Here is a 20,675-nt window from a genome sequence, read left to right as displayed (position 1 = left end):
TAAAGAAAAAGGTAAAACAATACTTACTTATTTATAAGTTTTTCTACCGGTGAAATATATTAACTTCTGAGCGGACAATACGATCAAAAAAGAACTTGCGAAAATCGCAAGTTCTTCTAAAAATTAAGCGCTCTGGTTTCCTTCCATTTGCGTTTTGTACATATCGTAATAACGCCCGCGCTTTTTCATTAATTCATCATGCGATCCTTTTTCCAAAATCGTTCCTCTATCAAGCACAATAATTTGATCAGCGCTCTTAATTGTTGAAAGGCGATGAGCGATAATAAACGTCGTTCGTCCTTTCTTCACAACTTCTAGCGCTTGTTGAATCATCGCTTCTGTTTCAGTGTCAATGCTGGAAGTCGCTTCATCTAAAATTAAAATCGCCGGATCAAAAGCAAGTGCCCTAGCAAACGATATAAGCTGACGTTCTCCGGTTGAAAGTGTACTTCCTTTCTCCGTAATTTTTTCATCTATGTTGTTTGCAAACCTTTCAGCACCAACATCACGTAATGCCTTTACAATGCGATCTTTTGAAATTTTTTCATTTTCTAAGCTTACATTGGATGCCACTGTCCCGCTAAATAAAAACGGATCTTGTAGTACAATTCCCATATGTTCACGCGTTGCTTGTTTCGGCATCTCTGTTACATCGTGACCATCAATCGTAAGCTTCCCTTTTTGAAATTCATAAAACTGAAAGAGCACATTCATAATGGAACTTTTTCCTGATCCAGTATGACCGACAAGTGCCACTGTCTCCCCTTGTTTCGCTTCAAAAGAAATATTTTTTAACACTTCATCTTTTCCATTGTAAGAAAACGAAACATTATCGAATTTCACATTTCCGGTTAAGCGAGGCATACGTTCTTCTTCTACTACCTCTCCCTTTTCCTCTAGCAATTCGAAGACACGCTCTGATGCAACACGCGATTGCTCTAAGTTTGCAAGTTGGTTCACCATATTCGTAATTGGCGAGAATAATCTCGTTAAATAATCGACGAAAGCATATAGTATCCCTAGAGAAAGGAGGCCAGAAGCACTTAATGAAGCACCACCGAAATACCAAATTACACCTGTAAAAGCGATGTTTCTTAATACAGACACTAAATTATGCGACGTTGCTGCATTTAAATTTAAAATTTTATTTTGATATTTAAAATAATCACCATTGAGTTCTTCAAATTCCTTCTTCGTTTCATGTTCTTGACGAAATGCTTGAATAATTGGCATCCCTTGAATCGATTCATTCACTGTTCCGTTAATATCCGATAAACGCGAACGCATTTTATGATTGTATACAGACGCATACTTTCTATACATAATCGCCCAAACAATTAAAATTGGGATGATAAGTAAGCATAGTGCCGCCAGTTTTACATCAAGTAAAAATAGTGCAGCGAAAATCCCGATAATATAGATGATACTAGAGACGAATGTCGCAAGCACTGTTACATATAAATCACGAATCGCTTCTGTATCATTCGTTACACGCGATACAATTTTCCCTGCTGGTAAATGATCGAAATAACGAATTGGCAACGTTTGAATATGGGAAAAGACGTCTTCCCTCATAATTTGAATAATTTTGTTTGCCGCCTTCTGTAAGAAGAACTGCTTTCCGTATGCAAATAATGATACGACTACTAGTAAAGCGAAATAACCACCGCCAAGTAATAGTAAACGATTTATTTCCGGTTTATAAAACGCAAATACTTCTTCTTTCGTTAAGGCTTTCGTTTTATACACTTGCACAGCCTTACCACTTTGTACTGTAAGCACATCACCCTTAACAGAACGACTTCCTTCAAGCGTTATTTTATTCGGCACAAAATAGTACTGAAAACCAACTTGAATCACTCGGACTTCTTTCCCTTTTTTCTCACCTTCTTCAAAGCGATCACTTCGCTTATACAAGGCGCCATTATATGAAACAGCATCCTCACTCTTTTCTGTTTCATACCAAGGTCTCTCTATTCCAACGATATGCTCATCAATCATCGTTTTTGCGACGAAAGGACCCGCGAGTTCTGCAATGACGAAAACAAATAGCATCGCCATCGCTGCAAAGATCGGCCCCTTCACTTTCATTGCATATTGAAACAATCGTTTTGAAACACTCATATTTTCACCCCACTATCCGCACTTTCACTTTCACCTTGTTGTCTATCGAACTGCTCTGCATACCAGCCCCCATTTCGAATGAGCGCTTCATGCGAACCTTCTTCAATAACTTCACCGTTATCCATAACGAGAATCCAATCCGCGTGCTGCACAGCTGACAAGCGATGCGTCGTTATAATCGTCGTCTTCCCGCTTCTTTCTGTTCGTATGTTTTCAATAATTGCCGCTTCCGTACGAGCATCAACAGCTGATAAAGAATCGTCCAAAATTAAAATTTCCGGATTTTGAATAACAGCCCTCGCAATCGAAATCCTTTGCTTTTGCCCACCTGATAAAGAAACACCTTTTTCCCCAACGAGCGTTTCTAAACCTTCTGGTAAAAACTCTAAATCCTTTTTAAACGCAGCTATTTCAATCGCTTTTTCAAGTTCTTCTTCAGTCGCTTCTCTGTTACCGAATAAAATATTTTCCTTCGCTGTTTTTGAAAATAAAATGTGTTCCTGAGGTACGTACCCAATCCAGCCAAGTACGTTATCATTCGGAATTTTATCTAGCTTCACATCAGAAACTGCAATATCCCCTTCTCCAAGTGGATATTGACGAAGAAGCTGACGAACGAGCGTCGTTTTCCCGCTTCCTGTTTTCCCAACAACTCCAAGTGTCTCTCCTTGTTTTAATGAGAACGAAACATTTTTTAAATTTGTTTCAATTGATGAAGGATATGAAAAAGTAACGTTATCAAATTGAATGTAATCTGGCTCTTGTACAACCTTTGGATCTTTCGGATTCTTTACATCTGGTTCATAAGCTAACGTTTCATTTACACGATCGAGCGAAGCATTTCCTCTTTGCATAACATTAATCAATTCACCAATTGCAAACATCGGCCAAATCATCATCCCTAAATAGACGTTAAAAGAAACGAGCTCACCAAGTGTCACCTTTGATTGGAATACGAGATATGCACCGTACACTAAACCAATTAAATAACTAAGACCGACGAGCATTTTCACAGTCGGCTGGAATAATGCATCGATTCTTGCTACTCTCATATTTTTCTCGTATACGTCATCTCCTAAATGATGGAACCTTTCTTGATCAGCATTCTCCTGTACGTATGCACGAATCACGCGTACACCCGCAATTGATTCCAGCACTTTATCGTTCATATCTCCGAACGCATCTTGTGCGACAGTAAATCTTTCATGCAATTTCTTTCCGTATCTATTCATCGCATACGCCATAATCGGAAGCGGTATAAGCGCAGCAAATGTTAACTGCCAACTAATTGAAAAGCCCATCATACAAACGATTGTAAGCATATATAGACTAGAATCAACGAGCGTTAATATACCAAAACCAGCTGTCATGGAGATTGCTTTTAAATCATTTGTCGCTCTCGCCATTAAATCGCCAGTACGGTTTTTTTGATAAAACGTCGGTGTCATCTTGAGTAAATGCCCCATAAATTTTGAACGCATCGTTTTCTCCAGTACGAACGCACCGCCAAATAGTTGGTGCTGCCAAATGAAAGTAAGCACATACCCACCAATCGTTACCCCAAATAAAATAAAAATATATTGCATAATTGCCTCGTTCGTTAAGGCTCCTGTTTTAATATTATCAATTGTAATTCCTAACACTTTCGGAGGAATTACCTCTATCACGTTTACAATTAAAAGTACCCCAATTGCGATACTATACCTTTTCCAATGCTCCCTAAAAAACCAGCTTAACTTTAGTAATACTGAAAACAATATAACCTCTCCTTTCTCGTTCTCATTTGATTCACATTTCTTTATCCGCTATCCAAATCCATCACATTTACATTTTGAAAACCACAGTATTTCATCACATTTTTCCACCTTCCAAATTCTGATTTTTTATAGTAACGAGGAAAATAAACAAAAAAAAGCATACCGCCGCTTGACGATATGCAATAGAATGCATAAAAGCGTACGTTACGATATACGCAACGTACGCTTCTCATAAGACAAAAGGGTCCTATATATCCGCACGGGTTGCGTAATGATATGAATGTTTTCCGCCATTTAACAGAGCTAAGCCCATTACATTTACGATTACAATCATTACGCACACCCCCTTCATTTATTTTCCATTTATAATCTTACAACTTTATTAAGTATTCTGTCAATTATTTTTTTCGGTTTAGAATAAAATAATCTTTTATCACAAAAAATGAAAGTGATGCATTCTACTTATAATTCAGTTTGAAATAAGAGAATCTTCTGTAAGAAAGGGCATACAAAATAAAAAAATAATAAGAAATCGTTTTCACAAACATTTCATTTGAAAAATATTATCAAACCACCTACAATCACCTTATACTCACTCTTACAAGTTGCTATTTTAGGAGGACTAATCATGACAACTAGCAATACGTACAAATTTTATTTAAACGGAGAATGGAGAGAAAGCTCTTCTGGTCAAACAATCGACATTCCATCTCCATACTTACACGAAGTAATTGGGCAAGTACAAGCAATTACTCAAGGAGAAGTGGATGAAGCAATTGCATCTGCAAAAGAAGCTCAAAAATCATGGGCTGAAGCTTCTCTACAAGATCGCGCAAAATATTTATATAAATGGGCTGATGAGCTCGTAAATATGCAAGATGAAATTGCCGATATCATTATGAAAGAAGTCGGTAAAGGATATAAAGATGCGAAAAAAGAAGTTGTTCGTACAGCTGACTTCATTCGTTACACTATTGAAGAAGCTCTTCATATGCACGGAGAAAGCATGATGGGCGATAGCTTCCCTGGCGGAACGAAATCTAAACTTGCGATTATCCAACGCGCACCACTTGGTGTTGTATTAGCAATCGCACCATTTAACTACCCAGTAAACTTATCTGCTGCAAAACTTGCACCAGCACTTATTATGGGTAACGCTGTTATCTTCAAACCAGCAACTCAAGGTGCAATTAGCGGTGTTAAAATGGTTGAAGCACTTCATAAAGCTGGCCTTCCAAAAGGTCTTGTAAACGTAGCTACAGGACGCGGTTCTGTAATTGGTGACTACTTAGTAGAACATCCTGGCATCAATATGGTATCGTTCACAGGTGGTACAAACACAGGTAAACATTTAGCGAAAAAAGCTGCAATGATTCCACTTGTATTAGAACTTGGTGGTAAAGACCCTGGTATCGTTCGTGAAGATGCTGACTTACAAGATGCTGCAAACCATATCGTAAGCGGTGCATTCTCCTACTCTGGTCAACGTTGTACAGCTATTAAACGTGTACTTGTACACGAAAATGTAGCAGACGAGCTTGTTGACTTATTAAAAGAGCAAGTAGCTAAATTATCAGTTGGATCTCCAGAACAAGACAGCACAATCGTCCCATTAATCGACGACAAATCTGCTGACTTCGTTCAAGGCTTAGTTGATGATGCTGTAGAAAAAGGTGCAACAATCGTTATCGGTAACAAACGTGAGCGCAACTTAATTTACCCAACATTAATTGACCACGTAACAGAAGAAATGAAAGTTGCTTGGGAAGAGCCATTCGGCCCAATCCTTCCAATCATCCGTGTTTCTTCTGATGAACAAGCGATTGAAATTGCTAACAAATCAGACTTCGGCCTACAAGCAAGTGTCTTCACAAAAGACATTAACAAAGCGTTTGCAATTGCTAACAAAATCGACACTGGTTCTGTTCAAATTAACGGACGCACAGAGCGCGGCCCTGACCACTTCCCATTCATCGGTATAAAAGGTTCAGGTATGGGCGCACAAGGTATTCATAAGAGCCTTGAGTCTATGACACGTGAAAAAGTAACTGTATTAAACTTAGTTTAATCTTATATGTGGAAGCTGATCTAGTTTTAGATCAGCTTCTTTTTATACAATTTAGTTCACGAGTTGTTTTTCCATAGGTAAATTCACACATTCTACAGAAATTTGATACCCTAGCCAACGCTCAGCAATATGTTCAAACGATAAAACAGAGCCTGTTGTAAAAAATCGATGCTTCGGATTAAGATTGTCAGACAAAATTCCTTTGTGCTGTAAAATGGTACTTAACTCTATCGCTGTTTCTTCTGCAGAGCTAATAATTGTCACAGCCTCTCCTAACTCCTTTTTTATATAGGACTCTAAAAGTGGATAATGCGTACACCCAAGAATTAACGTATCTATATCTTCTTTCGTTAATGGCAGTAAAGCTTGTTTCACTTGCTGCGTTACATATGCTGTATCTTCTAAGTGATTTTCTACAACTGTAGCTAAAGTCGGACACACATGACTATGCACTTCCAAATATGTATCAAGCTCGTGTAATGCTTTTTCGTACATGTTAGATTTTATCGTACCTACAGTTCCAATTACCCCTATTTTCCCTTTCTTTGTCACTTTAATTGCAGCTCTTGCTCCCGGATGTATAACGCCAATAACTGGAATGGAAAGTGCTTCTTGCAAATCAGTCAATGCAGCAGCTGCACCAGTATTACATGCTACCACTAGAGCTTTTAATGGAAACTGTTTGAGGAACTCAACCATTTCAAATATGAAAGATTGTACCTCCTCTACACTTCTTGGCCCATACGGACAACGCTCATTATCACCAATATAGTAAATGCTCTCTTTAGGCAATTGACGCATAATCTCACTAGCAACTGTTAATCCCCCGACCCCTGAATCTAGTACACCTATTACGGATTTTTTATTACATACAGACATATACTTCATCCCCTTCTCAATCTTCTAGCGCTAATAACATGTATTATATTACGAAAATTCAAATATTGTATAACAATCCCTCTCACTTTTAATCACAAACTCTTCTCTATAATCTGATTATTACCATATCAATTGACGTATAAAAATACATTTGTTACTCTTAAATACGTTAATTTAATATTTAAATCCTCATTCGTATCTCGGTGAGGTAGAGGTTGCAATCATTAAAAGTATCATTTCAGGAGATGTAGTGGCATTGATGAAGGAATGAGAAAGGAATGGTTGCCGAAGTAAGACGTGCCCACCATGCGCGCTTGCTGGGTCTGCATTTAATAAGTGCAGAACTGTCACAAACGTTTCGTTTGTGGAGAGCTATCGAGAGGTATGTCGTGGGTTTCTTATAAGATAGAAAGCATGTAGCGGCAAATTACGTGCTTTTTTTGTTTTGTTTGGGACTTCTCTTCCTTACTTAGGAAGACATACATATCTCCTCGCTTGACTTGGTTATACTAACTTTGGAGGTATTTTCTATGCAACAAAAAAAATGGGGCTTTTGGGTACTAACAGCTTTCGTTGTCGGTAACATGGTTGGCGCTGGTATTTTCATGGTGCCAAGTACGTTGGCACAAACAGCTAGCCCTCTCGGTGTCACTTTAGCTTGGTTAACAACAGGGTTTGGTGTTTTAATGCTAGCTCTTGTTTTCGGTAATTTAGCAATTCGTCGTCCTGATTTAACGACAGGACCACAAAGTCATGCATATGCTTTATTCTCATCACCAAAAAAGAAAAAAATGGCTGGTTTCAGCATAGTATGGGGATATTGGGTTGCAAACTGGGCAAGTAACGTTGCCATCATTACATCTTTCGCGGGATATTTATCGCTCTTCTTCCCGATTATGAAAGATACACGACTATTGTTTTCGATCGGCTCTTTCAATATAGAAGTTGGAAAACTACTTACATTTACTATTTGTTCTGTTTTACTATGGGGCACTCATTTAATTTTAACAAACGGTGTAAGCGGAGCTGGGAAACTTAACTTCTTAGCAACAACAACGAAAGTGACTGGATTCCTTCTATTCATCATTGTTACGTTATTTGCGTTCGAAGCTTCAAAATTTGGACAATGGTACACACCAATGATCGATAAAGAAGGCGTATCACACGGTCTCCTTTCACAAGTAAATTTAGCTGCTCTTACAACACTTTGGGCATTTATCGGGATTGAATCAGCCGTTCTTTTATCAAACCGAGCTACTTCTCCCAAAACGGTAAAACGTGCAACAGTTGCCGGTTTACTAATAACAGTTGCAATTTACTTAGGAATTACAATTTTAACAATGGGTGTACTTCACGTTGATAAATTACAAGCTTCTGAACGTCCATTAGCAGATGCATTAAACGCTGCAATGGGTCACGGCGGCGGGAAACTTATGGCATTACTTGCTCTTACTTCCCTATTCGGTTCCATATTAGGCTGGATTTTATTAAGCTCAGAAGTACCTTATCAAGCAGCAAAAGAAGGTTTCTTCCCTTCCTTCTTCGCAAAAACAAATAAAAAAGGAAGTCCAATTCATTCACTACGATTAACAAACATTATGTCGCAAGTGTTCTTATTCTCAACATTATCAGGAACAATTGCGGAAGCTTATACATTCGTTATTACAGTATCAACTTTAGCCTACCTCATTCCATATCTCGTTTCACCAATCTTCCAGTTAAAGCTAGTCGCAACTGGTGAAACATACAAAAATGAAATGCGGGCAAGAATTACAGATGGCATAGTCGCAGCGATCGCACTTTGCTATGCACTATGGGTTATTAAAACAGGTGCATCCGATATAAAAACATTCCTTCTCGGGATTGGTTTATTCGTAATTGGCTTTGCCTTCTATCCATTAATGAATCGTGATCAGAAAAAAAATAACGAAAAGAAAAACGAGCAAGTTGCATAACGCAATTGAAGTGACCCCTAAAAGTTAGACACGGTTATTTCATTAGGCAGCTTGATAAAAGTGAGTCCGGTATTGTACCGGGCTCATTTTTAATTTTGCCTTTATCCGTTTCGTATTATAATAATCTATATATTTTTCTAATTCTATTTTAAAATGCTCTACACTTTCAAACTCTTTTATGTAGAGGAATTCCGACTTCATGATCCCAAAGAAATTCTCCATTACTGCGTTGTCATAACAGTTTCCTTTTCGAGACATACTCTGCACAATACCTCTTGATTCAAGTGTACGGACATATTGTTTCATTTGATAATGCCACCCTTGATCTGAATGTATCAATAGTTGGTGATTTTCAGGTAAACGTTCTAATGCTTTCTCTAACATTTCTGAAACAAGTGAATACGTCGGTCTAGAGCCAATTGTATATGTAATAATTTCACCATTATACAAGTCTAATACAGGTGATAAATAAAGTTTCTCTCCAAACAATTTAAACTCTGTGATGTCTGTTACCCATTTTTGATTCGGTGCATCTGCATGAAAACTGCGCGCTAAAATATTTGGTGCAATTTTACCGAATTTCCCCTTATAAGACTTATATTTTTTCATACGCACAACACACTTTAATCCAAGCTCTTTCATAATGCGCTGAACCTTCTTGTGATTTACTTTCTGACCACGATTCGTCAACTCATCACGAATGCGACGGTAGCCATAACGACCTTCATTTTCCTCATAAATCGCTTTAATTTCGGCTTTCAAATCGGCATCTAAATCCGGACGATTCATTTTCTTTACTAAATCATAATACGTGCTTCGTGGAATATCAGCTAGCTCCACGAGTGCCTTCACCGAATATTTATGCCTTAATTCATAGACTACTTGCGCTTTGTCTTGTTTAGTGACTTTTCCTTGTTTTGAACTAAGGCATTCAACTTTTTTAAGTACTCATTTTCCATTTCAAGCTGTTTAATACGTGCTTCAAGTGCTTCGACTGAACCTTCAACTGGTGCTTGTTTTGATTGTTTATTTGACTCTTTTTTCATGGATGGACGCCCCTTTTTCTTTGATTGAAGGGCATCGATTCCTTGTGTTTCGAGTTGTTTTTTCCAAACAATAATCGTTGAAGGGGCAGGAATGTTAAAGATAGCTGCCGTTTCAAATAAGGACGTACCGTTTTCAATCATATAATTTAGTACGTCTAGTTTAAATTGTTGTGTGTAATTTGTATACCGTTTTAGAAAAGCTTCCACACCATTTTGCTTATATTGGTTTACCCAATTCAAAATTACTGTGTCCCTTATACCGATCGCTTTACCAATTTCTCGATAACTTTCATTTCCGTTCAAATAACGTAGAACGATATGTATTTTTTCATCAGCTGTAAATTTAGCCATAGAAAAACTGCACCTCCAATTGTTAGACTGTGTCTAACAATTGGGGTGCAGTTCAAATTTGCTCGTTTTTTACTTAATAAAACATATATAATAGAAAAAAGAGGTGAAAAACATGTCAATCGAATCACTATGGAGCTCTCGCTTTCAACAACATATTCAAAATGCCATCACATACTTTGCACGTATGATTAACGGTTTGCTATATAGCTTCATCTTCGTCTCATGTGTAGGTGCATATTATTACGCCAAGTTTCTTAAAACGGATCCTTCTAAAGGAATATCTTTATTACTCATCACAATCGTACTTACACTCATTATAACGAGATGCCCAATTCGCACATTTATTCAAAAACCTGATGCTGTCTATTTACTAGCGCTAGAAGAGAAATTAACATCTTATTTTAAAAAATCTCTTCTATATAATTACATCATTCAGCTTTTCCCGCTTATATTTATGTTCCTTATTATCGTACCGCTTGCCATGCAATCATTACAATTAACCGTACCTTTTCTATGTACAATCTTTATCATTTTAATGATTCTAAAGGGCTGGAACATATACATACATTGGATATGGCGTGATAGTTATGAAAAAAACATATGGCTTATCATTCGTATTGCTTGTAACGCCCTTATCATTTACATGCTGTTTTATGTTGCAAATATCATTGTGCTAGGTGGCTTACTATTACTTCTTGCCTTCCTACTCCTATATACAAAAAAACAGCCCACAAAGCGAATACCGTGGGAATACATAATCGAACAAGAAGAAAAAATGGACATACGCTTTTATCAATTCGCTAGCATCTTCACTGATGTTCCGCAGCTAAAAAAACAAGTAAACGGCAGAAAATGGCTTACAAATTGGATCGAACCTTTACTACATAAAAAACAAGCTACTTTCTTCTATTTACATACACTATCGTTTTTACGTGGGAATGATTATTTTGGTATATATATTCGCTTGGGGTTAATCGGTTCCTTTATCGTATATTTCGTACCGAATCTATATGTAAAAGGCGCTATCGCTTACATCGTCCTATACATGATCTCTATGCAGCTTCGTTCGCTGTGGAAATATTTTTCGGGAAATATTATCGTGGCATTATATCCAATTGCTACTGAAGAAAGAATGAATCAATTTCTCAGCTTAATTCTCACATTACTAAGTATTCAACTCATTGTATTTTCAAGTGTTATACTCTTTGCTACAGGGCAGTTACTACATAGTTTTATCATTGCAGTAATTGGGATGCTATGGATCAAATTTATTATCGTACCGAAAACGAAGAAGAGGATTTCTTCATTTTAACGAAAAAGAGGCTGTACATAACAGCCTCTTTTCTCGTCCTAAAATTTATAATCACTTTTCATAGGCATTTCTCATATAGTGAAAATGACTATACAATTCCTATCCATACGTTAATAATGATTTCGCACATATAAATAAAAAAGATAGGAGCTCTATTATGAACAACAATCCGCCTGCAACGCCCCAAAACACCTCAGAGGAAAATAGCCGTGACATTAAATTGCAAACATTACGAGTCATCGGACTCATCGTCCTCATTAGTGGTTATATTCTCGTCGCTCTCTCAGAAGTGGGTGAACTAAAAACCTTATTAACAAATCCAAATGCCAATCCTAATTTAGCTGAAGTTGATCCGTTTTAGAAGCTATCTAAAAAGCGAGTCCCAGCATAACCAGTTCGCTTTTTAGATAGCTTTATCCAATCTTAGAAACGTTTCGTTCATCTTGATACTTCTCTTTTCCAATCGCCTTCATAAATAATAAAACACTGCTCATACCAACGATAAAATACAGCGCACTCATTCCCCAAGATGCAATAAATGAACCTAACATAACACCTAATGCACCGTTCATTTTCGCCACTTGAAAGACCATTCCGTTAATCGCCATATAAGAACCTCGCGCCTCACTTGGCACCATATCCGCCATTATAGATTGACGAACCGGTACATACATCATCTCTCCTACAGTTTGGAAAAGCCCCGCAATTAATAAAATCCATAAGCTATTGCTCGTTCCAAGTATGGTGAATCCAATTGTATAAATGAATAAGCCTACATATAAGATTTTTAAATCGTTGAAGCTCTTCAACATTTTAATAACAAGCGCCGAAAATAATACAATTAAAATTGTATTCTCTGTAGATATCCAGCTCAGCATTCGAATACCTGTTAAATCAAACGTAAAACCATTTCCGAAGAAAAAGTGAATCGTTTCAAATTCCTTCTGCAAACGTATCCCTAAATAATTATTAATTTGAAACTCTAAAGATAATGTACATATACTTGCTGCACAAAAAATTAAAAACGCTCGGTCTTTCATCACAACCTTATAACTATCCGCCATATCCTTTAATACGTTTTTCTTCTCTACAGTTTTTCGCGCCACATACACTTCTTCCATATATATAGCCATCACATATAAAGTAATGACCGCCACAGCCGTTAATACGATAAACAATTGTAATCTATAGTTTTCAAATAGTAATCCGCCAAATATCGCTCCAATAGCAATTGATAAATTAATCGCCCAGTAGTTAATGCTGTACATCACTTTTCGATTTTCAGGTGTACTCACATCGATTAACATCGCTTCGGTCGCTGGATTCATAAGTCCAGATCCTAAGCTGTTCACGAGCATAAATAAAAACGTTAACCACGGTGAATCTACATAATCTGAGTTCGCAATTCCCATACAAGCAATGGAAACGACTTGTATACTTTGGCCAATAATCATTACTTTTTTACGACCGAGCCGATCTCCAATATACCCGCCATATAAACCAATTACTAATGAAGCTATTACATTAATTAGTAGTAAAGCACCAGCAACCGCACTACCTAACTTTATTGAAAAATAAATTGCCATAAACGGAAAAATCATCGTTGATACAGCTCGTGTTAAAAATGATGTTATAATTCTAATTTTTATATTTCGATGCATACTCCAAAACCCCATCGTTTTCCCCTCCTTATGCTTATTCATTTTACTTTGAAAAAGAGGAAGAAAAAGGTTAGAATATTCTAAAGAGTTTCCCCTTTTATATAGAAGGAAGTGTATACATATGAAAATTATGGACTATTACATTAGACTAAGGTTGCATGCGCAAGATCAACAACATATGCGAAATAGCTTACAAGAATTAGCGGATGTTTTATATTGCAGTACGAAAAACGTGAAGATTTTATTAAAGAAAATGAGCGAAGAACAACTAATTTACTGGACTCCAGGGCGAGGCCGCGGGAATAAAACTGAAATTATATTTGTACATAGTTTAGTAGAATCAATTGAATGCTATACAGATGAACTGTTAGCGCAAGAAAAATTAAAAGATATCTTTCTTCTTTTAAAAGAACCCCTTCCTCTTGCACTTCAAAAAAAGATAGAAAATAAACTACATCATCATTTTGGATACGAACCTTCAAATGATATGTACGACATATTAAAGATCCCTATATCAAGAAAGATATTACCATTAGATCCCGCTTTTGTGGCTGTAACAACAGAGGGTCATCTTATTAGCCAAATTTTTGATACATTAGTCATTTATAACGATATTACAGAAAAAATGGAACCGCACATTGCTCATACGTGGGAATTAAGTCAGGATCAACTTACGTGGACGTTTTATTTACGAAAAGATATACATTTTCATAATGAAACTCTTTTAACTTCTAAAGATGTTCAATTTTCATTTGAAAGATTGCAGCAAGCTCAATCTCCTTACGCATGGTTAACACAGGAAATTGTCCAAATTGAAACACCGTCACCACTGCAAGTACGGTTCCATTTAGCAAAACCGAATTTGTTTTTCTTACATTATGTAAGTTCAATACAACTCGCAATTTTGCCCTATGATACGGTAATCCAAAATCATCACTATATAGGTACTGGACCTTTTAAACTTAATCATTATTCTGAAGATAATATCGTACTAGAAGCTTTCACGCATTATTTTAAAGAACGTGCATTACTAGATCGTATTGAGTTTTGGCGTATTCCAGATCATGTGAAAATACATTCTGATTATGAATTACCAAATGAGAATGAAAATGAAAGACATGACATACAAATAGAAGAAATAGGCTGTATTTATGCTAGCTTCAACTTTACAAAACCTGGTCCCCACCACGACATTTACTTTCGTAAAGCTTGGAGAGAAATATATGACGTTGAAACGATCCTCCGTGATTTAGAAGGAAATCGAACAATCACTGCATCAAGCTTCTTTCCTGAAAGAAGTCGCCAAGCTCAGGGAAGACCCTATTCATTAGAAAAGGCGAAAGAATATTTGAAGAAGAGCACATACAAAGGTGAAACGATACATATTTACTTCTTCGCGTTTAAAGATAGTGCAAATGACACAGTCTTCCTAAAGAAACGTTGCGACCGTTTAGGCATACAAGTAGAGCTTCATCCATTTCTTGTTTCAGATTATATGGACTGTTCTATTGATAAACATGCCGATATCATTTTAATGGGAGAAGTGTTTGCCGCCGAGCATGAAATTGCATTCTTAAATGTATTTAAAAATAAAAGTTGCTTCGTAAATCGGTTCATGGACCCGCACTATGAAAAACAAATCAATTGTTTGCTAGATACCTTTTTATTAGAAGAAAATAAAGACAAGCGCTATGAGCTCATGTATGAAATCGAAGATTTTTTACAAGCAGAACACATCATTTTATTTAACTATCACGTTTTAAAAAGAAAAACATATCCCTCTTCTCTAAAAAATGTAACAATAGATTCATTTGGTTGGGCGAATTTTGCGAAGTTATGGATACAGCCATCCCCGTATTAAAATGTGTAGTTTTTTATAAAAGGAGAAAAACCATGAAAAGCAACCTAGAAAAAAGGCTTTCGTATCTATACACAGGTGAGTTATTTTCAGTCATTACTTTTATTTTTACAAGTTACTTAATTAATTATGCTTATCCTACATTACATTTATATTCCCTATACTCTTTTTGGGTCTCATTTCTTCTTTTAGAGTTTCTCTTACTACAAGGAACTGTTTACTGGTACGTAAAGTGGAAAAGACTAAAAAAAGAGAAAACATCTGTTACACCCATTAGGATGATTCAATATTTAAAAATACTTAAAAAGATAAATATAGCATTACTTATCACGGGATTTATTACGTTTACTATTGATTTTGTAATTTGGTATCCCCACTTACCTTTAGGTGGGCTATCATTCACTCTATTTATTTATATTTTTGCATTACTTGAGTACATTAACTATTATCATACTCAGCTTTCATACGATAACATCTCTGATATTAAACATTTAATCAAATCAAAAAAACTAAAACAGTCCTGTATGAGTAAAGATTTTCAACGTATTTCATAAAAGGTTAAATTCCGCTTATGAAGACTTTAAGCTAAGAAAAACTAAGCAATTTTTATGAATGCAAGAGAAGGTACTACCTCCTTAGTAGTACCTTCTCTTACATGTTTAAAGATGAACCTTTTTACGCACAAAGATGCAAACTACTATTAAATTACCTCAGCCAAATGATTCTTCAAGTCCATCAAAAATTTCTCAATATCCGGGTTTTTCACCACATCATAACAAGCAAAACTCTTTAACGGACTCATACCAAGAAACTTCTGCACACGATGTAAATGACTAAGTGCTGATTCTAAACTTTCTCCTTCAAAGAACTTCGTCTTATCTCCGAATGCTTTTTCAGGTGCATTCCAAGTTGTAGAAAACATATACTGCTTCTCTTTTAATAAACCGCCTGTTCCATATTCATCTGCACCTTTAAAGAACAAACCGTATTCATACACTTCATCCATATACGTTTTAAATAATCCCGGTACACTAAACCAGTAAATAGGTGTTTGATAAATTACAACATCAGCCCATAGAAATTTATCTTGTTCTTCTTTCATACTATATCCATCTTGAATCGTCGTTGTTTTCACATAATGATTCTCACTTAATACAGTTATCATATAATCAACTAACGTTCTATTTAATCGACCTTCTTTCGTACCGTATTTTTCATGTCCATTTATAATAAATATATTTTTCATCACTTTTCTCTCCCTTATTTTATTCCTCAGCTATTAACCCAAGTTGTTGTTTCAGCATAAGATTATCTTCTAAATGCCAATCTTCCGTTATCTTGCCATCCTTCACATGCAAAATATCAATTGCAAAAAAATTGATTTCCTTATCATTATGAGTTCCTGTAAAAGAAAGACGAGCCGTTACTTTATCACCAGCAACTAGTAATTCTTCAATCTCACAATGTATATTTGGAACGATTTTCCGAAAATTTTGTGCCGCAAATTTTAATCCTTCAGTGCCTTGTGGGCGGCCTTTCGGCAACATATTATCGAAGAAATTTTCCGTAACAGTCTGTGGAATAAGATCCTCTTTACCTGTATCCCAAAATGCATAAAAACGCTGAGCTGCATGCACGATTTCTGTCGCTTCCTTTTTACTTAATGAAGAATCAATTGTCATTGCTTTTGGCTTCGGCATTTCCTTTAATAACTGAATTTCAGTTTTTTGCTCACCACTACATGCTACAAGCACAATGCAAATGACAAAAAAACTAAGGAACGCAAACAACTTTTTTATAACCATGGAAATCACCTCCTCCTCATACAAACCCTTTGTATTTCGTATTGCTATTGTATATGCACTAACTTCCTTTATGGAAGTAGTGATATTTTTTTCATATAGTTACCAAAAAGATAGTTTTGTGATACGATAAGGCAAATTCATTCAAAAAATTTTTATGGAGGCTATTTCCATGAGCAATATAGATCCAGTTGTATTAACGAAAGGTTTACCTGGTATACCTTGTCCTATCGCTAAAACGCTTGACGTAATTAGTACAAAATGGACGTTTTTAATCATTCGTGACCTTCTTATAGAAGGAACTTTACGCTTTAGTGATTTACAAAAATCAATGGACGGGATTAGTCCGAAAACTTTATCGCTTCGCCTAAAAGAATTGGAAGCACAAGGGATTATAACGAGAAAAGTATATCCAGAAGTTCCGCCTCGTGTAGAGTACACATTAACGGATAAAGGAAAGCAATTAGAGGGGATATTTATTGAATTAAAGCGGTTTGGATTAAGTTTATAAACGAAAAGCCCCTTACCATAAAAATAGTAAGAGGCTTTTCGTTATTCACTACATTACTTCGCAAAACTTTCAGCTAACTGTCTCTCTCTCCACATAAATGTAATGCCGAGACCAACGATTAAAACAACACCTGAAAATGCATATGGATAATTAATGTTTATATCAAATAATATTCCGCCCATCGCTGGTCCTGCGATATTTCCTAAACTCGTATACGTTGAGTTCATACCAGCAACGAATCCTTGCTCTTTTCCAGCTGCTTTTGATAAAAACGTCGTTAAAGCTGGACGAAGCAAATCAAATGCTAGGAAAATAAAGCAAGTAACGAGAAGTACAATCCAATAATTAAAGACTACAGTTGAGACGAATGCTAATACTGCACCTACAATTAAACATATTTGAATTAATACTTTCTCACCGAACATGTCAACCAATTTGCCAAACATAAATACTTGCACCACTACCCCAAAGATGGAGCTAATCGTAATAATTGCAGCAATATCTTTCGGTGTAAAACCAAATTTATGATCAGAAAACAAACTAAAAACAGTTTCATATGCTGATAAACCGAATGCGAGTACAAATACAATAATAAATGCGATTGCATACATTGGATTTAATGATTTCTTTAAATCTCCGATAAAGCTGGATTCTTTCGTATTAGCTGCAATCTCTGCAAGTTCTTCTTTCGTTAACGGCTCTTTCAAAATAAATATAGAAATCACGCATGCAACAAAGGCAATCACTGCTGCCACAAAGAACGGCACACGTATACCGTATTCTGCAATAAACCCGCCGATTCCAGGCCCTATAATAAATCCGGTACTAATAGCCGCTGAAAGATATCCCATCGCTTTTGGACGTTCTTGAATAGAAGTAATATCAGCAACATATGCCGTAACACCCGGCATAATAAACGCGGCACTAATTCCGCCTAACACCCTCGCTGCATAAAGCATCCACACATCTGTACCTAATCCAAAAAGAAGCTCTGAAACACCAAAAATAAATAATCCAATGATTATCATTTTCTTCCTACCGTAAATGTCGACCCAACGACCCGTAATAGGTGAAGTAATAAGCTGCGCCATTGCAAACACTGCAACGAGATAACCCATCGTCTTTCCTGTTAAATTCATATCATTCATAAAGGACGGCATAACCGGAATGATTAATCCAATCCCTAAAAAAGCGATAAATATATTACTCAAAAGAATGATCAATACCATCTTTTGTTCTTTTATCGGTTTCTTCAATTTTTAACACCTCTTCCCGTAGTTCCTCTCAAAAATAATGCCCAAGAAGCTTTTTCTTTATCCTGCTATTTGTGGGCTCATACTGAGTAAAGATGTCCCCACTCATTAGAATTTCACTCTATCCTTCCACACATACATGAACACAGGGTGAATGACTATCATTCAGTTTCCCGCAGAAATGAACCTACCTTTTCAGACAGGTTCATCTTACTACTTCTTTATCCCGCATTAACGGGCAGTAAGACTCCCACCTCAAAATTCAGCGAATGCGAGGAAGTTAGGTGGGAGATAACTGCCCTTAAATGCCCGATTGGTTCAACTAATAATCAGTGGGGATGAACCCTCCCACTGATTAAAGTTTCACTTTATATGTAGTGCATGTGTTAAAAAATCTAGTACTTCTGCCTTTTGTAGCTCGACTTGCTCATCATCTTTATGATCATATAAATAAACTTGTTCCGCTGCTGATTCAACAAGAGCGATAAATAACTTCGCTGTTCGCTCTGCGTGAACCGAATCACGAATTTCACCTGATTCTTTTGCCTCACTTAAAAAGTCACTTAGCCATATATAAAGAGGCTCATATACAGCTTCCCATTCTTTTATATGTTCAGTTGATGCAAGGCCCGCATACATTAATGCTTGTATTTCACGATATTCAGCTATAAAGGTAAATACCGCATCTATTACTTGCTCAACTTTACTTGAAAAAGGTGAATCGTTCTGTACTTTTTCTTTCACTGCAAGTATCATCTTCTCAACCATCACTTCTGCTATTGCAGGCATAACAGATAACTTAGAAGGAAAATATAAATAGAAAGTTCCTTGTGCAATGCCAGCCAATTTCACGATATCAGAAATCTTCGTTTTTTCAACGCCCTTTTCCTGAAACACTTCAATAGCTGCATAGACAATTTTTTCTTTTTTATTCATCATCTAAACCCTTTCACACACGTATTGAATGACTGTCACTCATTTTATAAAATAACTAGCTGTACTGTCAATCATCGTGCACTTTTCATAATAAAAATCTCCCAACAAATCGTTAGGAGATTTAACTTTAATATCCTTTTCTTATGAAAGAGCCTTTAATCCCGTAACTCCACATACAATAAGAGCTACACTAATCAAACGTGCCTTACTTTTTGATTCACCAAACAGAAACATATTTAATAAAACAGCTCCTGCTGTTCCAATGCCAATCCAAACCGCATAAGCTACACTTACTTGTAAGAACAAGAAAGATGTGTATAAAAATGCGAAGGAAGTTGCAAATCCACCTATATAAATCGCTCCATTTGCTAACGTCTTATCTTTACTATACATTTTAAGGCCTATCACACCGACTATTTCACTAATTGCAGCACAAAATACGAAAAACCAACCCATTTTTAAGCAGCTCCTTCCATAGTTTCTTCCGCGGTTTCTTCTTTATTATCAGCCAATTTTAAACCGATAACGCCCGCTACGACCATCACGATAAAGAATAGTTTTCCTACACTGAAACTGCCGCCGAAAAGGAATACATCCATTAGGAAAGTACCTACCGTACCAGCTCCGGCAAACACAGCATATACAGTCCCTGTTGCAAGATGTTCGCACGCTTTCGATAGGAAGTAAAAATCAACAGCGATAACTCCTACAATAATGACCCAATGCCACCAAGTATGAGCTGTATTAAAACCAAACACCCAAAAGACTTCAAAAATACATGTTAATATGACATATAACCAAGCTTTATTTTTCATATCTCTCACCTTCTATTATATACTGACTGATCGTCAGTCATTTTTAATTTAAAAAATATAATCTCACTCTAACTACTATTTAAAAAACCAATATCATCCTCATTTATCCTTATATTTGTTCCGTTATTAAGCTAACTACATATAAAAGTTGCTTATCTACACCCTTTCACAGAAAAAATGACTGAATGTCATTCATAAACATTCTACATGACCAATTGATAAAGTGTCAACACCCGGATTCTATTAACCAAAAAATATTTTAAATTTCTTAAATCCACATGAATATTTCTTAATAATCTGTCAATAATGGTAGTAACATAATATTTTCTCCATTCCCCCCTTGGAGA

At 36.2% G+C, this 20,675-nt stretch carries 18 protein-coding genes and 1 riboswitch; of the genes, 7 read left to right on the top strand and 11 right to left on the bottom strand.

All coding sequences use genetic code 11. The features are described 5' to 3' along the window. Positions 1–123: 123 nt before the first annotated feature. Positions 124–2,124 (bottom strand): ABC transporter ATP-binding protein, encoded by a 2,001-nt coding sequence (locus MHI07_RS04285; RefSeq protein ID WP_340822135.1) that lies wholly within the window; start codon positions 2,122–2,124, stop codon positions 124–126. Further along, positions 2,121–3,881, bottom strand: coding sequence for an ABC transporter ATP-binding protein (locus MHI07_RS04280; RefSeq protein ID WP_002159136.1), 1,761 nt, complete (start codon positions 3,879–3,881; stop codon positions 2,121–2,123). Before MHI07_RS04280 ends, MHI07_RS04285 begins: the two co-directional genes overlap by 4 nt. A 628-nt stretch (positions 3,882–4,509) precedes the next feature. On the opposite strand from MHI07_RS04280, the gene gapN reads away from it, so the two are divergent. Next, positions 4,510–5,949 (top strand): NADP-dependent glyceraldehyde-3-phosphate dehydrogenase, encoded by a 1,440-nt coding sequence (gene gapN, locus MHI07_RS04275; RefSeq protein WP_002114874.1) that lies wholly within the window; start codon positions 4,510–4,512, stop codon positions 5,947–5,949. A gap of 51 nt (positions 5,950–6,000) precedes the next feature. Here gapN and racE read toward each other — a convergent pair whose 3' ends face one another. Then, positions 6,001–6,828, bottom strand: a complete 828-nt coding sequence (gene racE / locus MHI07_RS04270) for a glutamate racemase (protein ID WP_340822132.1) — start codon at positions 6,826–6,828, stop codon at positions 6,001–6,003. Between the two features lie 201 nt (positions 6,829–7,029). Then, a riboswitch (Lysine riboswitch) is annotated at positions 7,030–7,211 on the top strand. Between the two features lie 147 nt (positions 7,212–7,358). Here racE and MHI07_RS04265 point away from each other — a divergent pair. Continuing rightward, positions 7,359–8,783 carry an amino acid permease gene (locus MHI07_RS04265; RefSeq protein ID WP_002114879.1) on the top strand — a complete coding sequence of 475 codons (1,425 nt, stop codon included), beginning with the start codon at positions 7,359–7,361 and terminating at the stop codon, positions 8,781–8,783. 42 nt (positions 8,784–8,825) lie between these two features. On the opposite strand, the gene MHI07_RS04260 is transcribed toward MHI07_RS04265, so the two are convergent. Beyond that, positions 8,826–10,180 (bottom strand): IS3 family transposase gene (locus tag MHI07_RS04260; protein WP_215579378.1). Its coding sequence is split into 2 segments (ribosomal slippage): positions 8,826–9,727 and positions 9,727–10,180, totalling 1,356 coding nucleotides; the frame shifts between segments, so codons are not numbered across the junction. A gap of 112 nt (positions 10,181–10,292) precedes the next feature. Here MHI07_RS04260 and MHI07_RS04255 point away from each other — a divergent pair. Both MHI07_RS04255 and MHI07_RS04250 read left to right on the top strand, forming a co-directional pair. Beyond that, a complete protein-coding gene (locus MHI07_RS04255; RefSeq protein ID WP_340822127.1) occupies positions 10,293–11,492 on the top strand; it encodes an ABC transporter permease in 1,200 nt (399 codons plus the stop codon). 157 nt (positions 11,493–11,649) lie between these two features. Beyond that, positions 11,650–11,853, top strand: a complete 204-nt coding sequence (locus MHI07_RS04250; RefSeq protein ID WP_002114883.1) for a hypothetical protein — start codon at positions 11,650–11,652, stop codon at positions 11,851–11,853. A 52-nt stretch (positions 11,854–11,905) separates the two neighbouring features. Here MHI07_RS04250 and MHI07_RS04245 read toward each other — a convergent pair whose 3' ends face one another. Then, positions 11,906–13,168 carry an MDR family MFS transporter gene (locus MHI07_RS04245; protein WP_340822125.1) on the bottom strand — a complete coding sequence of 421 codons (1,263 nt, stop codon included), beginning with the start codon at positions 13,166–13,168 and terminating at the stop codon, positions 11,906–11,908. 106 nt (positions 13,169–13,274) lie between these two features. Here MHI07_RS04245 and MHI07_RS04240 point away from each other — a divergent pair, with 106 nt between their 5' ends. Both MHI07_RS04240 and MHI07_RS04235 read left to right on the top strand, forming a co-directional pair. After that, on the top strand, positions 13,275–15,014 hold the full coding sequence (locus MHI07_RS04240) for an SgrR family transcriptional regulator (RefSeq protein ID WP_340822123.1): 1,740 nt from the start codon (positions 13,275–13,277) through the stop codon (positions 15,012–15,014). A gap of 32 nt (positions 15,015–15,046) precedes the next feature. Then, positions 15,047–15,565: a general stress protein gene (locus MHI07_RS04235; RefSeq protein ID WP_340822121.1), complete on the top strand. Its 519-nt coding sequence runs from the start codon at positions 15,047–15,049 to the stop codon at positions 15,563–15,565. A 146-nt stretch (positions 15,566–15,711) separates the two neighbouring features. On the opposite strand, the gene MHI07_RS04230 is transcribed toward MHI07_RS04235, so the two are convergent. Both MHI07_RS04230 and MHI07_RS04225 read right to left on the bottom strand, forming a co-directional pair. Beyond that, positions 15,712–16,257, bottom strand: coding sequence for an NAD(P)H-dependent oxidoreductase (locus MHI07_RS04230; RefSeq protein WP_340822119.1), 546 nt, complete (start codon positions 16,255–16,257; stop codon positions 15,712–15,714). Between the two features lie 19 nt (positions 16,258–16,276). Beyond that, positions 16,277–16,816, bottom strand: a complete 540-nt coding sequence (locus MHI07_RS04225; RefSeq protein ID WP_340822117.1) for an ester cyclase — start codon at positions 16,814–16,816, stop codon at positions 16,277–16,279. Between the two features lie 169 nt (positions 16,817–16,985). Between MHI07_RS04225 and MHI07_RS04220 the strand changes: the two genes are divergently transcribed. After that, positions 16,986–17,324, top strand: a complete 339-nt coding sequence (locus MHI07_RS04220; protein WP_002166316.1) for a winged helix-turn-helix transcriptional regulator — start codon at positions 16,986–16,988, stop codon at positions 17,322–17,324. Between the two features lie 53 nt (positions 17,325–17,377). Here the strand turns inward: MHI07_RS04220 and MHI07_RS04215 are convergent, their stop codons facing one another. The 4 genes from MHI07_RS04215 to MHI07_RS04200 form a co-directional block, all read right to left on the bottom strand. Beyond that, the gene (locus MHI07_RS04215) at positions 17,378–18,580 is read right to left on the bottom strand and encodes an MFS transporter (RefSeq protein WP_340822116.1); all 1,203 of its coding nucleotides are present in this window, start codon (positions 18,578–18,580) and stop codon (positions 17,378–17,380) included. A 360-nt stretch (positions 18,581–18,940) separates the two neighbouring features. Continuing rightward, positions 18,941–19,516, bottom strand: a complete 576-nt coding sequence (locus MHI07_RS04210) for a TetR family transcriptional regulator (protein WP_002029987.1) — start codon at positions 19,514–19,516, stop codon at positions 18,941–18,943. A gap of 138 nt (positions 19,517–19,654) precedes the next feature. Next, positions 19,655–19,969, bottom strand: a complete 315-nt coding sequence (locus MHI07_RS04205) for a DMT family transporter (RefSeq protein ID WP_000539672.1) — start codon at positions 19,967–19,969, stop codon at positions 19,655–19,657. 2 nt (positions 19,970–19,971) lie between these two features. Next, on the bottom strand, positions 19,972–20,328 hold the full coding sequence (locus MHI07_RS04200) for a DMT family transporter (RefSeq protein WP_002010813.1): 357 nt from the start codon (positions 20,326–20,328) through the stop codon (positions 19,972–19,974). Between the last annotated feature and the right edge of the window lie 347 nt (positions 20,329–20,675).

The sequence above is a fragment of the Bacillus sp. FSL H8-0545 genome (assembly GCF_038006105.1).
GTDB lineage: Bacteria > Bacillota > Bacilli > Bacillales > Bacillaceae_G > Bacillus_A > Bacillus_A cereus_U.
Note: the sequence above shows the minus strand (reverse complement) of the source record. Positions and strands in the feature narration are given on the sequence as shown.